This window comes from Paenirhizobium cremeum, from assembly GCF_047553425.1.
Classification (GTDB): domain Bacteria; phylum Pseudomonadota; class Alphaproteobacteria; order Rhizobiales; family Rhizobiaceae; genus Allorhizobium; species Allorhizobium cremeum.
This window is the reverse complement of record NZ_CP180217.1, coordinates 828,476-841,470: the sequence shown is the minus strand read 5'-3', so window position 1 is coordinate 841,470 and position 12,995 is coordinate 828,476. Positions and strand designations below refer to the sequence as shown.

Genomic DNA, 12,995 nt, shown 5'->3' with positions numbered 1-12,995 from the left:
TACTACTTCTTTCCTCTTGCGACGCGTCGTTGAAACAGCGCTTCGCGCGCCTGTCTCAACTGGCCCAATTGCACGGCGTCCAGCTTAAGATGACGCTCCAATATGATTGCATCCACCATTTCCACAGCCTTCAACAGCTTGTTCTGTCTCAGTGTGACGGCTAGTTGAGGGGCTATCAGCATTAACTCGTTAGCGGCGGCTTTCAAAATTGCAGGTGTAGGAACCGGCATCAAATCGGCTTCTCGCGGCTCGTGTTTTAGGAGACCGCCACCATATGAGCGACCGACAACCTCCGAACCCAGAAGTGTCACGGTGTTCAAGCAAGCAATTGGAAGCATTGATTTGCCTAGTTCCCTCAATTCAGATTTGAGCTTAACGCCGTACAAAGAGTTTAGAGCTAGCGCCCCTGCCTCGTTGGTCGTAAGCCTCGGTCGGTCATGGTTCATATATGTGAACAACAAATCAGGCTGTGCTACCAGTGGCACACGCCACCACGGCGTTCGCGTCTTACATTTGTATGCCTTGGGCACACCATCACGCTCGCCTTGTTCAATGTATGATTTCGCTCCGCTCGACATATCTGATACTGAGGGCGCGAACAGGAAGCATCGTGCACCTTCCTTGGCCAACTGCCCCCATGCTCGTTCACTGAACGTCAAGCCTTTCAGGTGCCGACCGCCGGGCGGAGAGATCTTCAAAACCTCAGACTTGCGCAAGCCCAAGTCCGATACTGTTGCTGCCGACATTGTGAAGTAACTATTATTGCCGGTCACCGACCCTAGGTATGTGTCGCCCCAATCGACCATGCGCACGAAGCTATCACCCTGCGTAAGTTCGCGATACGCATCAAGGGCGTCGTTCGGTATAAGAGCGGGTGTCCACTTCTCATCGGCAGCCGGTACAAATCCACGCCATGATGATGTGTCGAGACTGGCCAAGCTGCTTGCGTCACGCGCCTGATACACTTCAAAGCTCTTCGCGGTTCCGCGTCCCTCCGCGAGCAACAAGACTACCTCTTCGAGGACGCCGGGGAAAAGTAGTTGCTCAAAAACGACTAAACGCACCTTGGCAAATCGACTCATCAAGAAACGCCGAACTTCTCCGGCATAATTCACCGACATAAGTTCGGCAGGCAAAACCAAACCCAACCGCCCATTGTCGTTAAGGAACTCAGATGCATGTATGGTAAATGCTGCCCAAGAACTGGCTAACGATGTAAGCCGAACGCCATGCGCAAGCGCAGCCCTCAAGCTTTTCGCCCGCGCCGCGCCGGAAAAATCTTGATAACGTACGTAAGGGGGGTTGCCTATTACGGCATCATATAACTGCTGGGGCTCATGGTCGAAGAAATCGCTCTCCGTAATCGAGGCCGCGAACCCCTTCTGCGTGAGGCGACTGCCAGCTTCCGCAACCGAAGGCCCATGAATATCCACACCGTAGAGGAGACGAGGCAGTTCTTTTGGGGACGCGCCAAGCTCAACTAGCTTCGATGCACTTGGAAGCAGGAACGCCGCGTCACCGCATGAGGGTTCAAGGACGCGATCGCCGCCAGTGCGAATAGCCCAATTACTGATGAATTGACTAATTTCGAACGGAGTGAAAAACGCGCCGCGTGCTTTCTGATGTTGCCCGAGATGATCCACGTTTTCCCCACGAAGTAGTACAATTTTCAGTTCAAAATCACATAGCCATTCCGGTTGGTCAATGCTGCTTGATCCTTGTGCAGCAGTATAACGTTCTTTTTTTGTTCTCTCAACTTGATGACTCTCTGGTGGCGTGTCTCATTGCGGTGACATCTACAGTCTTCGTACTCGACATCCATATCGGTTACCACTATTGCATCCAGTGTAATGCACAGACACAAAAGGGAGACATCCTCCCTCCCCTGCTACTGACATGCATCAAATAATTCAAGGCTTTAGGCGAATGCAATACGCCCCCCCACACCCCTCGCCTTCCCCTTCCCCAGAATCAGTGATACCGCTGGAACCCGGCGCGGGGCGGGCCGCGTTGCATTTCAAGAGGGTCCAGAGCCAGCCGTGTTGCGTGTTCCACTGCTCATCGCCGTTACGCTCGTCATCGCCTTCGGCGGCGGGATCCTGTCGGCGCTTTCGGCGCTCAATGCCTCGGTCGGCTTCGGCGCGATCCGGCTCGGGGTGTGGAGCGCCTTCCCGCAGGCGCAGACGGATGCCGCCGATCCTTATGCGAAATCCCACCGGGCGAAGGCCGGGCGACTGCTTTACGGTTCGGCGGAAGGGCTGACGTTTACCGCCGGCCATGACGAGAGCGGCCGCCAGCTCATCGGCACCTGCAGCTACCGGCTCTCCGGGCGCACGCCGACCGCCCGCTTTTGGACGCTTTATGCCGCCGATGCCGCCGGCCGGCCGCTTTCGACGCGGGCCGAGCTTCCCGGCTCGCACAATTCGCAGAGCATCCTGCGCAAGCGCGACGGCAGCTTCGAGATCGTGATTTCGCCCACCGCCCATGCCGGCAACTGGCTGGCGCTGCCGGATGCCGGGCGCTTTTCGCTGGTGCTGACGCTGCTCGATACGCCGGCGGCGGGAAGTTCCGGGCTGATCGGGCTCGAAATGCCGAAGGTCGAGACGATCGGGTGCGGCAATGAATAAATTCCTCTATGCCGTCGCGACCGGCCTCGTCGGCGCCGTGGTGCTGCATATCATCATCATTCTCTCGCTGCCGCATTATACCGGCCGCGACGCCTATACGCGGGTGAAGGCGGAGGGCAATGCCAACCGGTTCTATGCGCTTGCCGACACGCCGGATGCGGCCGGGCTTTCCAACGGCGATCCTTATCTCCGGGTCGCCGTCTGTCATTTCGACATCGAACGGCGGCCGCTCCGGCTGCTTGCGCCGCGCGGGCCGGCCTTCTGGTCGCTGGCGCTCTACGACGCCAATTCCAACGAAATCTTCAGCATGAACGACCGCACCTCGGTCTCGGGCAATCTCGACGTGCTGGTGGCAAACCCCGTGCAGATGGCGAGAATCCGCAAGACACCGGTCGCCGCCCTGACGGAATCGATCATCGTCGAGGCAAGGAGCAATACAGGCTATGCGGTGCTCCGCGCCATGGCGCCGCAGCCGAGCCTCGAGGAGCAGGCCGACAGTTTCCTGGATGAGGCCGTCTGCGCGCCCGTGGAAGGGCTTTGAGCCCGGTCTTTTGGGTTCGGGCGTTTCTGACGTGGCGGCATTCCGCCCCCCTCTGCCCTGCCGCAAACTGCCGGGAACGGGTGCGCCACCGGCGCTCTATTTGTCGTGCTGCCGGTCGTCGCGGCAAGCAAAACCGCTCGACGCCTTTCGCGACAGACGTCCAGCCGCAGGCGTCAGGGCCTCTGGTCCATGCCGCCGTCGAGCGGGCGGGGCAGCGCCGGCAGGCGTTTCTCTGTTATCCGCGGCGGCTCGTAACGCTCGTAGCGTATGCCGGTGAACAGCAGGATTTGCGCCGCCGTCCCGTCCCGTCGCACGCGCCTGTCCGCCAGCGACAACCGATCCTTGATCCTGATAATTTCCGCCATTCTCGTCTCCGTTTTCCAGATCGAGACGGATGAGGACGTGCGATCTCACCCTGCCCTTTCGATGAAGGGCCAGCACGTCTCCGGCGGACGGCAATGCCATGCGGCCCATGGGCCGGAGCCAATCGTGCCTTTCTCAGCGCGAACCTGCCGGAGGTAGAAGCCGCCCACCGGGAGGGACACGCGAACTGCACTAAATTAGAGATACACGAATCATGCTTATGCACCCCCATGCCCTGATTTGGCCACAGCTTAGTTAACAGCTTGCTAACAAATTCGTTCTAATCTGGAACACGGGTATTGCGTGAGCGTGGGTCGTATCATGAACAGTCGGTTTCGTGAGCTGGAAAAGCCGGTGGGCGTAAGGAAGAAGGACGTAGTGCTGATGGCCACCGTCACCAGTTTCGATGAGATTGCCTTCCCCACCAAGTCGGAACTCAGGCAGTTCGCCGAACTCTTCACGCCGCTCTTCCACGCCTCCAGCGAAGAGGCGAGACGGCAGGCGGTCGCGGCCCTTTCCCAATGCTCCAACATCCCGACCGCCGTCGCCCTCTTCATCGCATCCCAGCCGATTGCCATCGCCGCCCCCTTTCTCGCCTCCTCGCCCTGCCTTTCCGATGACCTTCTAATCATGATCGCCCGCACGCAAGGGGCCGCGCATGCCCGCGCCATCGTCCGGCGCGAGGCGCTTTCGCCCACCGTGATCGATGCGCTGGTCGGAATGCGGCATCTCGATACGCCGAAGAGCCGGACGCCCGCGGAACACCCGAAACCGGCCGCAACGACCCCGGACGGCGAGCGGAGCGGCCCATCGGCGACGGCGGCTGCGGCGGCATCGGGACCGGCCGCCGCCGATGACGGACGGCTGGAGCGCGAGGAGAAACTGCGCGGCGAAATCAGGCGGCTCGCCGCCCATGTCAACCGTCCGCCCGCCGATCGCCTCGGCCTCAGGACCGTCACCTCGCTGCAGGAGGCGCTCCTGGTGCGCTTCGCCCGCAACCGGGAGGCCGGCCTTCTCGCCACGACGCTCGCCGACACGCTGTCTTCCAGCCGCTGGCTCGCCGAACGCATCCTGCTCGATATTTCCGGCCGCCAGCTTGCCACCACGCTTGTCGGCGTCGCCATGGCGCCCGCCGAAATCGCCTTCGTGCTGAAAAGCCTCTATCCGCATCTTTCCCGCGACGAGGGCGGCATGTCCCGCGCCGAACGGCTGATCGAAAGCCTCGATCCGATCGAATGCGAGGAACGGGTCGATACCTGGCGCCGCGCCGACAGCTACACCTTCCATTCCGCCGGCGGCGAGGACCCCACGACCGCGCCGGCAAAGCCGCAGGCGATCAAGCCCGTCGCAGCGATCCTGCAAAGCGTAGACGAACACAGCCGGCAGGTGCTGAAGGCGCGGCAGCGCTGACGGTCGGCATTCCGGGCGGGTCAGCCGCGCCCGAGAACCGTCATGGCCTGCCTTCCTTCGCCATGGGCAGAAGGTCGCCGATCTCGTCGGTTTCAAGCTCCACCACCCAGCAATCCGGGTCCCAGCGGCGCTCGCGCGCAAGCATTTCGTCGACCGCTTCCGGCTCCGCCTTTTCCAGCCTCGCCTCGAACAGGCGGCTGTCGCGATCCTCCTCGCCGAGCAGGGCCTGCGGCGCCGGTCCGTAGAGCGTTTCCAGCCCGTCGCGGAACCGCTGCCTGACGAAGATCGCACCCGCTTCCTCGACGCCCTTCGAGACCACCGCGGCAAAGCCGCCGGCGGCGAAGACCCGGCGCAGAAGCGCCGACACGAAGATATCGGAACGAAGTCGCATGGCGATCAGATCCCCGGAAGTGTTCTTGGCACCCGCAAGGTGGGTGCCGGCCCTGCCCGAATAGGGCAGGCGCCGCCTTGTGTAAATCGCGCAGCCGGCAAGACATGCCGGCAAGCGGGCGAGAAGGCAGCGCTTCAGGGTTTCCTCCCTTCGTTCTCCTGCAATTTCCAAAGCGAAGCCGGTTCCCGTTCCTGCCGGAGTTGCCTCAGGGCCGGGCTTATCGTTTTGCCTCCTCGCAGGAAATTCGCCATGCGACGGCACGTTTTTCGACGTCCAGCGTTACCTCCCCGAACACCGAAGCCAGCAAAGGAGAGTGTCATGGCAAGAACCTTCGATCTGTCCGGTCTGTCCGAAGACGAACTGACCGATCTCATCGACGAGGCGACCAGCATCCGGGCGATCCGGCAGGCGGACCGGCGGCGCGAAACCGCGAGATCCGGGCCCGAGCGACAGCGGCAGGATGCGAACGATCCGAACCACGGCACCATTCCGACGCCGACGCCGCGCTGACGGATGCGAGGTTGAACGGACCCTGGGCGCTCCCGGTGGAACCGGGCGCGACACACGACACGACGGCAATCCGGCGCTTCGTGGTCCGGCACAATTCAGCAGGAAAACCGCCGCGCGTTGCGCCGGGCGGATCAAGGGAGGAGAGACACGCCATGACCATTGCCAAGAACACGATCTGCCTCTGGTACGAGCGGGATGCCGAGGCCGCGGCGCGCTTTTATGCGTCGATCTTTCCCAACAGCGTCGTCGGCGCCGTTCACCGGGCTCCGAGCGATTTTCCGTCCGGCAGGCAGGGCGACGTCCTGACGGTGGAATTCACCGTCGCCGGCATTCCCTGCATCGGCCTCAATGGCGGGCCGGCCTTCAAGCACAGCGAAGCCTTTTCCTTCCAGATCGCCACGGAGGACCAGGCGGAAACCGACCGCTACTGGAACGCCATCGTCGGCAATGGCGGGCAGGAAAGCGAATGCGGCTGGTGCAAGGACAAATGGGGCATCTCCTGGCAGATCACCCCACGCACCCTGACCGAGGCGTTCACCGGAGGCGGCCCCGAAGCGAAGCGGGCATTCGACGCGATGATGACGATGAAGAAGATCGACGTCGCCGCCATCGAGGCCGCGCGGCGCGGCTGACGGTTTGCGTCGAGTGCGTTGCGGGATGGGGCCGGAGGGGGGCGAAATCCTACGCCAACCGTCTATCGTGACCGGACAGTGCCGCACCCACCATCGTCATCCCGGACTTGTTCCGGGATCCAGCACGATCAAGTCCCTGATCGCATAAGAGTCTTTCGCGCGATGGACATCGCGCCGCTGGATGCCGGAACAAGTCCGGCATGACGGGAAGGACGCCTCGGCCTTGACAAGACAGTTGCCGCCAACCGGACACCGGCGGGCGGCCATGTGCCGAAAGGCGCAGGCTGTGTCCGGGAGCTATCCCCTCGCCGCCTCGTGCCTGAAGATGCGGACGATCTGGCGGCCGAGTTCGTCGGGGGTCATGCGGCCGGGGCGATACCAGCCGGAGACGTTGTTGAGCAGGGTCAGCAGCAGCAGGCGATAGACGCCACGATCGAGCGCCGGGTCGAGCGGCAGGGCGGCGATCAGGTCGCGGAATACCTGTTCGAAGGCATCGCGTTTTTCGACCAGCCGTTCGCGGATCTCCGCCGGGGCCGAGGCGAAGTCGTTCATCAGCGGCATGGTCAGCGAATTGGGATCGAGCTGGATTTCCATCATGGTGACGCAGGCCGCCTCAAGCCGTTCCCACGGATCGGACACGGGCGCGATGGCCGCGCGGATGCGGTCCTCCGCCACCTGCAGGGCGATATCGTGGATGCGGACGAACAGCGCTTCCTTCGACTTGATGTAGTGATAGAGCGAGCCGCCGAGCAGCCCCACCCGTTCGCCGATATCGCGCACCGAGGTCGCCGCATAACCGCGCTCGGCAAAGAGGGCGGCGGCCGCTTCGAGGATATCGCGATGCCGGTCGCTCATCCCGCTGTCCTGCAATGCGCCTGCAAGCGTGCTTTTCGCGACGCCCGTCATTTCACGGCTGTCCCCTACCGTCATTGCCTCTCCCGGCATCTCTTCATCGTCTCGCTGCAATCCTTGAAACGCTCATAGAACATTTCCGGCGACAACGGAATCCACGGTGGGCGACAGAACTGTGGGCGTGGGGCACCCCTCTGCCCGGCCGCTACGCAACCCGACGACTTCGCCTCCGCTCCGTTTTTGCGTCAACGCGCGTCCCGCCCCGGAAAACCGCCCGACGCCCCGCCGTCCCACACCTCAGAGCTTGTAGTCCGGGTCCTTGCGGTCGAGAACGCGCTTGATGCTTTCGAGGTGCAGGCGGGCGCTTTCGGGGTCGCCGTCGCGCATCTGGCGGGCCGCGGCGGCGGCCACCTCGGGCTTGACCGGAAGGAGCGGGCGGCCGGTGCTCATCGCCTTCAATTGCACTTCCGCGGCGCGCTCCAGGTAGTAGAGATCGTCCCAGGCCTCGGCGATGTTTGCGGCGCAGACCATGACCCCGTGGTTCTTCATGAAGAGGATGTCGTTGTCGCCGAGGACGGCGGCGATGCGGTCGCCTTCCCGCTCGTCGAGCGCCAGGCCGTTGTAGTCCTCGTCGACCACGGTGCGGCCATAGAATTTCAGCGCCGTCTGGCCCGCCCAGACCAGCGGTTCGCCTTCCAGCATGCTGAGCGCGGTGGCGTTGGGCATATGGGTGTGGAAGGCGGCGCCGACGCGGGGCGACATCCTGTGCAGGCGGGCATGAATGTAGAAGGCCGTCGCCTCAGGCTCGCCATCGCCGGAGAGAACGTTGCCGTCGAAATCGCAGATCAGCAGGTTGGAGGCGCTCGCCTCCTCGAAGGCATAACCGAGGCGGTTGACCAGGAAGAGATCGGGATGGCCCGGCACGACGGCGGAGAAATGGTTGCAGATGCCCTCTTCCAGCCCGTGGCGCGCCGCCGTTCTCAGACAGGCGGCCAGATCGACGCGGGCCTGCCAGATCTCGTCCGTCTCGAGATTGACGTTGCGGCGGACGGCAAAGGCCGGATCGGGGCGGTTCAGTTCATGGGCCATCGGGGAATCTCCTTGATGCCCCATGGTTAAAAGCTTTGCCGGACGATGCAAGCCGCCCGGCAGCCGCAACCGGCGTAAGGCGCAGTCAGACGCGGATGGCGAGGCGCAGGCCGCCCCAATGACGGCCCGAGACCGTGATCGGAGCGGAGATATCCTTCATCACCACGAAATTGCCGCCGCCCATGTCGCGGCGATAGGTCTGAACGAGGAAGGGCGCGGTCGAGCGGCCGGCGGCAAGGCCGACACGGTCGTTGAAGATGCGGCGGTTGCGGCAGTTGGCGGCGTTCCACACGGGGTCGCCGGGGCGCTGGGGCTGGGAAAACTTGCGGCTATGGGTCGGCAGGTAGCCGTTGGTATCCACCGCCGCGCAGAAGCCGATGCGGTCGGAGAGGGCGAGAACGGGCTCGATGATGCCCGGAAGCTCCCGATCGGTAAATTCGGTGAAGGCTGCAAGCATCTGCACCGGATCGGTGCCGGGGATCGGCCGATAGGCCTGGTCGAAAAGCGCCGACAACCCGATGCGGCCGCCATCGACGGCGCGCTGGAAGGCGGAGGAGATCGCCGCCGCCACATCGCGGGCGGTGTCGATCCACCGGCTGTCCTCGGTCTCGATGCCGGCGCTGGCGGTGAGCTGGATCAGGGTCTCCGACAGATTGACAACTTTGTCGACCCGCACCGCCGCGTTCTGAAGCGCGGCGTCCGACTGCCGGACCTCCTTTGCCACAGAGCCGAGGGTGGTGACGAAATCGCTGCACTGGCGGTCGACCATTTCCGTGGTCTTCGCCATGGCAGAGGAGCCGTCGAGAATGCGGGTGATGACGCCCTCCATGGTGGAGAAGGACTGGTTCATCGCCTGGGAGGTGTCACGCACGCCAAGCGCGCTTTCGCTGGCACCCCTGCCCGCCTCGGAGAGCCTTGCGATCCTGCTGCGGATTTCGTTGAGGATCGCCTGGATCGAACCGGTCGCCTGGGAGGTCTGCAGCGAGAGTGCGCGGATCTCGGCGGCGACGACGGCAAAGCCCTTGCCCGTCTCGCCCGCACGCGCCGCCTCGATTGCGGCATTCAACGCCAGGAGATTGGTCTGGCGCGCAATCGAACCGATCTCCTCGGCAACCTTGTCGACATTGGAAAGCGACACGGCGAAGGTGCCGATTTCGCTCGAAATCTCCTGCGAGACCGCGACCATCCGGTCGATCTTGTCGACGGCGCCGGCAAGCCGGCTCGCCGAATCGCCAAGCATATGGCGGGCCTCGGCCGCGGTTTCATCGGTCGCGCGCAGTGTGGAGGCGACATCGTTGTTGGTTTCGGCAATCGCAAGCGCGGTGCGCGTCACCGCATCGAAGGTATCGGAATGGCGCTTCGACATCGCCGCCACGTCCTGGATCGCGCCGGCGATATCGACCAGATCGACGCCGAGCGTCGAGGCCTCCCGGGCGAGCTTGCCGACGATGCTGCGGAGTGCATCCGCATCGGCATGCGGAGAGCCGGTCGAAACGGACTCTTCCTCCGGCAACAGTCTTTCCACGGCGCTCATGCAATCGGTCCTCCCAGCCCGAGAACAGTATCGGTCGCAGCAGTTAACGATTTGCAAAGGTTGGAATGGTCAAAGTCGCCACAACCGAGGCGCGATTTCGTACCTGGCAAGCCCAGTACTCTCGCTCAGAGCGCGCCGATATCCTTGAGCTTCTTCAGCACCGCGGCATTCGGCTCGCCGGTTTCCGGCAGGCGGTAATGCCGCTGGAAACGGCGGATCGCGGCGCGGGTTGCCTCGCCGGCCACGCCGTCGATGCGGACGTCGGTATAGGCGATGTTGGACAGGCCGCGCTGTATCTCCATCACGAGGCCGGGATCGGGCGCGGCGGTCAGGCTCGCGGGTTGCGCCTCGGCATCATCGTTGCTCGCGGAAGCCGGAATGGCAGCCGGAGGCTGCGGCGCGGCCGGCTTCGCCTGTAGGGTCTTTGCCGCGGTTTGCGCCGGGGTCTTTTCCGGCTTCGCGGCCGAACGGGCGGGCGCGGTGACAACCGCCTTCTCGGCGCTGCGGATCGCGGCGGCGACCGGGTCCTTTGCGGCGTCCTGCGACGAGACATCGGTCGGCGGGCGCTGTTTCGGCACGGCGGCGGTCGCGCTGTTGTCGACCCTCAGCGCCGCCAGAAGCTCGTCGCTGACGAGGCCGTTCGGCTCCATGCCGACCGATTTCTGGAAAAGGGCGATCGCCGCTTCCGTCTGCGGCCCGATCACGCCGTCCGGATCACCCGCATAAAGGCCGCGGCGGGCAAGTTCCGCCTGCACGGCAACCGCAAGCTCGCTCACGCCGTCGCCATCGAGATCGCCGCTCGGCGGAAGGGTCTCGGCCCGCTCGACGGCGGCAGCTTCGGTCGCCACGGCCTCACCCTCGGCAGGAGCACGCTCGATCTTGAAGGTCGTGGTGTTGGCGGGGTCCTGTTCCAGCATGGGATTGCGGGCGACACCGGCCAGCGCGTTGAAATCGGAAGCGTCGCGTGTGCGGAAGATCGGCGAGGGATGACGACCCGGCTGGTACCAGAGCGCATTGGCGGCGACGAAACCGAAAGCAACGGCAAAGCTCGCCACCCCGCCGATCAGGCGTGGATGGCGGGAGGCACCGCGCACGAGCGCGGCAAACCCCGCAGAAAGCAAGCCCGGCACCCGCGATGCCGGCTTCCTTTCAGGCGATTTTCGCTTTCGCTTCGTCATACACAGTCTCTTTCCTGCCCAATTCGCGGACCTGCATTTCCAGCGGCTTCAGCCGTGGCGGAAACTCGACCATATTGTCCCCGCCGGCGAGAACGGCGGCCGCCCCCGAACCGTCCGCCGGGAAGGTTACCGTGACCACCGTGCCCTCGCCCGGACGGCTTTCCATCCGGAAGGTGCCGCCGTGCAGGGCGGTCAGCCCCTTCACCAGCGACAGGCCGAGGCCCGATCCTTCGTGGCCGCGGTTCAGATCGTCGTGGATCTGCGTGAAAGGCCTGCCGACCAGCGCCATCTTCTCGGGCGCAATGCCGATGCCGGTGTCGCTGACGACGATCTTCAGGTCCGGGCCTTCGCGCATCGCATCGATGATGACGGCGCCGCCGGCTTCCGTGAACTTGATGGCATTGCCGACGAGATTGATCAAGACCTGACGGACGGCGCGACCATCGGCCACCACCTCGCCGAGACCGCGCTGAACACGGCTCGTCAGAGCGACGCCCTTGCCGGCAGCCTGCAGCGACAGCATCTTTTCGCATTCGGCGACCGCTTCGGCGACCGGGAAGGTTTCCAGCACCAGTTCGTAACGGCCGGCCTCGATCTTGCTCATGTCGAGCATGGCATTGACCACCGAAAGCAGATGGGCCCCCGACTGGCGGATCAACTGGACATATTCGCGCTGACGGTCGTTTTCGAGCTTGCCGAAATACTCGCCGGCGAGAATGTCCGAGAAGCCGAGGATGGCGTTGAGCGGCGTGCGCAGTTCGTGGCTGACGGCAGCGAGGAAGCGCGACTTCGCCTCATGGGCGGCCACGGCCTCGTCCTGCCTGCGGGCGGCGATGTCGCGGATCTGCATCTCGCCGGCGATGTCGAGCACCTGGACATGGATCGCGCGAAGGCTGCCATCGGCGGCGCGCTCGGCCGACATGTCGAGACGTACATGCATGAACTGCTTGTGATCGAGCCCGAGAACCGGACGCTCGAGCCTCAGGTCGATCACCTCGGCATCCACACCCTGGCGCAGTTCGTCCAGCGCCTGCACGAAGGCGATGCGATCGGAGACATGGACCTGCTCGGCAAAGGGACGATCGAAGGGATCGCGCAGGAAAGAAAGATACCAGTCGCGGTCGCGGCCGCCGGCCGAGCGCACGATGCCGACCGGATCGAGGCACAGCACGAGGCCGGGGCAGAAATCGACCGAGAGCCCCGCCGGCCGTTCCTTCTCCTCGCTGCGGCGCAGGGCGGCGCCATAACGATGACCGGCGACCAAGAGGACGCAGCAGACGAGGAAGGCGGCAATCACCAGCGCGACGCCGAGCGGCAGCGCGGTGGCCGGTCCGAGGAGATAGGCTAGAGCAAGCGGAACCGCGACGAGCGGGATAACGAATCCTGCGGCAAGGCGGCGCACCAGCACGACCTCGCCGGGTTCGACCGGGTCTCCATCGGCGCTCCACGACAGGCAGTTGCCGGCCGCACGATCCAGGATCGCCTCCGCCCTACCCGCAATGTTACGCAATACCAACACGACTTATACCCGCGAAACGACTCATTTCGTGAGCCGAACATAGGCCTTCCGCGCTTAAGGAAAAGATAAGGCAGGGCCTTCGAAAGCCCTTCGCAGGCCCTCTCTGGCCCATATCGGGACAATTCCGGGAAGCTTTCAAAATCGTGGTTAACGGGGCGTAAGCGACGGAATTGTCTCATATTTCTCAACCGCATTAACCTTTGTGGCAGCGCGGTCGCGGCAAAGCCGGTGGATTGCCGGGGCTTCGCCATAGTTATGCTTAACGGCGGTCGCTACAATTCGACACGAATGTCCATCAACGGGCCAATCGTTCAACTTTTAATCGAATTTTGCGCGAATCCGAGGGAGT

At 63.6% G+C, this 12,995-nt stretch carries 13 protein-coding genes; 5 read left to right on the top strand and 8 right to left on the bottom strand.

What is annotated here, in order from left to right; all coding sequences use genetic code 11:
• Window positions 1–2: 2 nt before the first annotated feature.
• Window positions 3–1,643 (bottom strand): N-6 DNA methylase, encoded by a 1,641-nt coding sequence (locus ACLBKR_RS04110; RefSeq protein WP_113448324.1) that lies wholly within the window; start codon window positions 1,641–1,643, stop codon window positions 3–5.
• Between the two features lie 396 nt (window positions 1,644–2,039).
• Between ACLBKR_RS04110 and ACLBKR_RS04105 the strand changes: the two genes are divergently transcribed.
• Complete coding sequence (locus ACLBKR_RS04105) at window positions 2,040–2,627, top strand: DUF1214 domain-containing protein (protein ID WP_113442622.1); 588 nt, start codon at window positions 2,040–2,042, stop codon at window positions 2,625–2,627.
• Window positions 2,620–3,168, top strand: a complete 549-nt coding sequence (locus ACLBKR_RS04100) for a DUF1254 domain-containing protein (RefSeq protein WP_113338894.1) — start codon at window positions 2,620–2,622, stop codon at window positions 3,166–3,168. Before ACLBKR_RS04105 ends, ACLBKR_RS04100 begins: the two co-directional genes overlap by 8 nt.
• 173 nt (window positions 3,169–3,341) lie before the next feature.
• Here ACLBKR_RS04100 and ACLBKR_RS04095 read toward each other — a convergent pair whose 3' ends face one another.
• Window positions 3,342–3,533: a hypothetical protein gene (locus tag ACLBKR_RS04095; RefSeq protein WP_112830810.1), complete on the bottom strand. Its 192-nt coding sequence runs from the start codon at window positions 3,531–3,533 to the stop codon at window positions 3,342–3,344.
• 319 nt (window positions 3,534–3,852) lie between these two features.
• Between ACLBKR_RS04095 and ACLBKR_RS04090 the strand changes: the two genes are divergently transcribed.
• The gene (locus tag ACLBKR_RS04090; protein WP_414900740.1) at window positions 3,853–4,941 is read left to right on the top strand and encodes a DUF2336 domain-containing protein; all 1,089 of its coding nucleotides are present in this window, start codon (window positions 3,853–3,855) and stop codon (window positions 4,939–4,941) included.
• 40 nt (window positions 4,942–4,981) lie between these two features.
• On the opposite strand, the gene ACLBKR_RS04085 is transcribed toward ACLBKR_RS04090, so the two are convergent.
• Window positions 4,982–5,332, bottom strand: coding sequence for a DUF1491 family protein (locus tag ACLBKR_RS04085; protein WP_112830822.1), 351 nt, complete (start codon window positions 5,330–5,332; stop codon window positions 4,982–4,984).
• A gap of 318 nt (window positions 5,333–5,650) precedes the next feature.
• Here ACLBKR_RS04085 and ACLBKR_RS04080 point away from each other — a divergent pair, with 318 nt between their 5' ends.
• Both ACLBKR_RS04080 and ACLBKR_RS04075 read left to right on the top strand, forming a co-directional pair.
• A complete protein-coding gene (locus tag ACLBKR_RS04080) occupies window positions 5,651–5,842 on the top strand; it encodes a hypothetical protein (RefSeq protein ID WP_112830808.1) in 192 nt (63 codons plus the stop codon).
• A gap of 158 nt (window positions 5,843–6,000) precedes the next feature.
• Entirely contained in the window at window positions 6,001–6,474 is a 474-nt protein-coding gene (locus tag ACLBKR_RS04075; RefSeq protein ID WP_112830821.1) for a VOC family protein, read from the top strand.
• A 297-nt stretch (window positions 6,475–6,771) separates the two neighbouring features.
• On the opposite strand, the gene ACLBKR_RS04070 is transcribed toward ACLBKR_RS04075, so the two are convergent.
• The 5 genes from ACLBKR_RS04070 to ACLBKR_RS04050 all read right to left on the bottom strand — a co-directional run bounded on the left by ACLBKR_RS04070 (window position 6,772) and on the right by ACLBKR_RS04050 (window position 12,646).
• The gene (locus ACLBKR_RS04070; RefSeq protein ID WP_414900737.1) at window positions 6,772–7,404 is read right to left on the bottom strand and encodes a TetR/AcrR family transcriptional regulator; all 633 of its coding nucleotides are present in this window, start codon (window positions 7,402–7,404) and stop codon (window positions 6,772–6,774) included.
• A gap of 219 nt (window positions 7,405–7,623) precedes the next feature.
• Complete coding sequence (locus ACLBKR_RS04065) at window positions 7,624–8,415, bottom strand: aldolase (RefSeq protein WP_113338897.1); 792 nt, start codon at window positions 8,413–8,415, stop codon at window positions 7,624–7,626.
• Window positions 8,416–8,500: 85 nt separating this feature from the next.
• Window positions 8,501–9,949 (bottom strand): methyl-accepting chemotaxis protein, encoded by a 1,449-nt coding sequence (locus tag ACLBKR_RS04060; RefSeq protein ID WP_414900735.1) that lies wholly within the window; start codon window positions 9,947–9,949, stop codon window positions 8,501–8,503.
• Between the two features lie 125 nt (window positions 9,950–10,074).
• A complete protein-coding gene (locus ACLBKR_RS04055) occupies window positions 10,075–11,127 on the bottom strand; it encodes a peptidoglycan-binding domain-containing protein (protein ID WP_113438603.1) in 1,053 nt (350 codons plus the stop codon).
• Window positions 11,099–12,646 carry a sensor histidine kinase gene (locus ACLBKR_RS04050; RefSeq protein WP_113438604.1) on the bottom strand — a complete coding sequence of 516 codons (1,548 nt, stop codon included), beginning with the start codon at window positions 12,644–12,646 and terminating at the stop codon, window positions 11,099–11,101. Before ACLBKR_RS04050 ends, ACLBKR_RS04055 begins: the two co-directional genes overlap by 29 nt.
• Window positions 12,647–12,995: the final 349 nt, after the last annotated feature.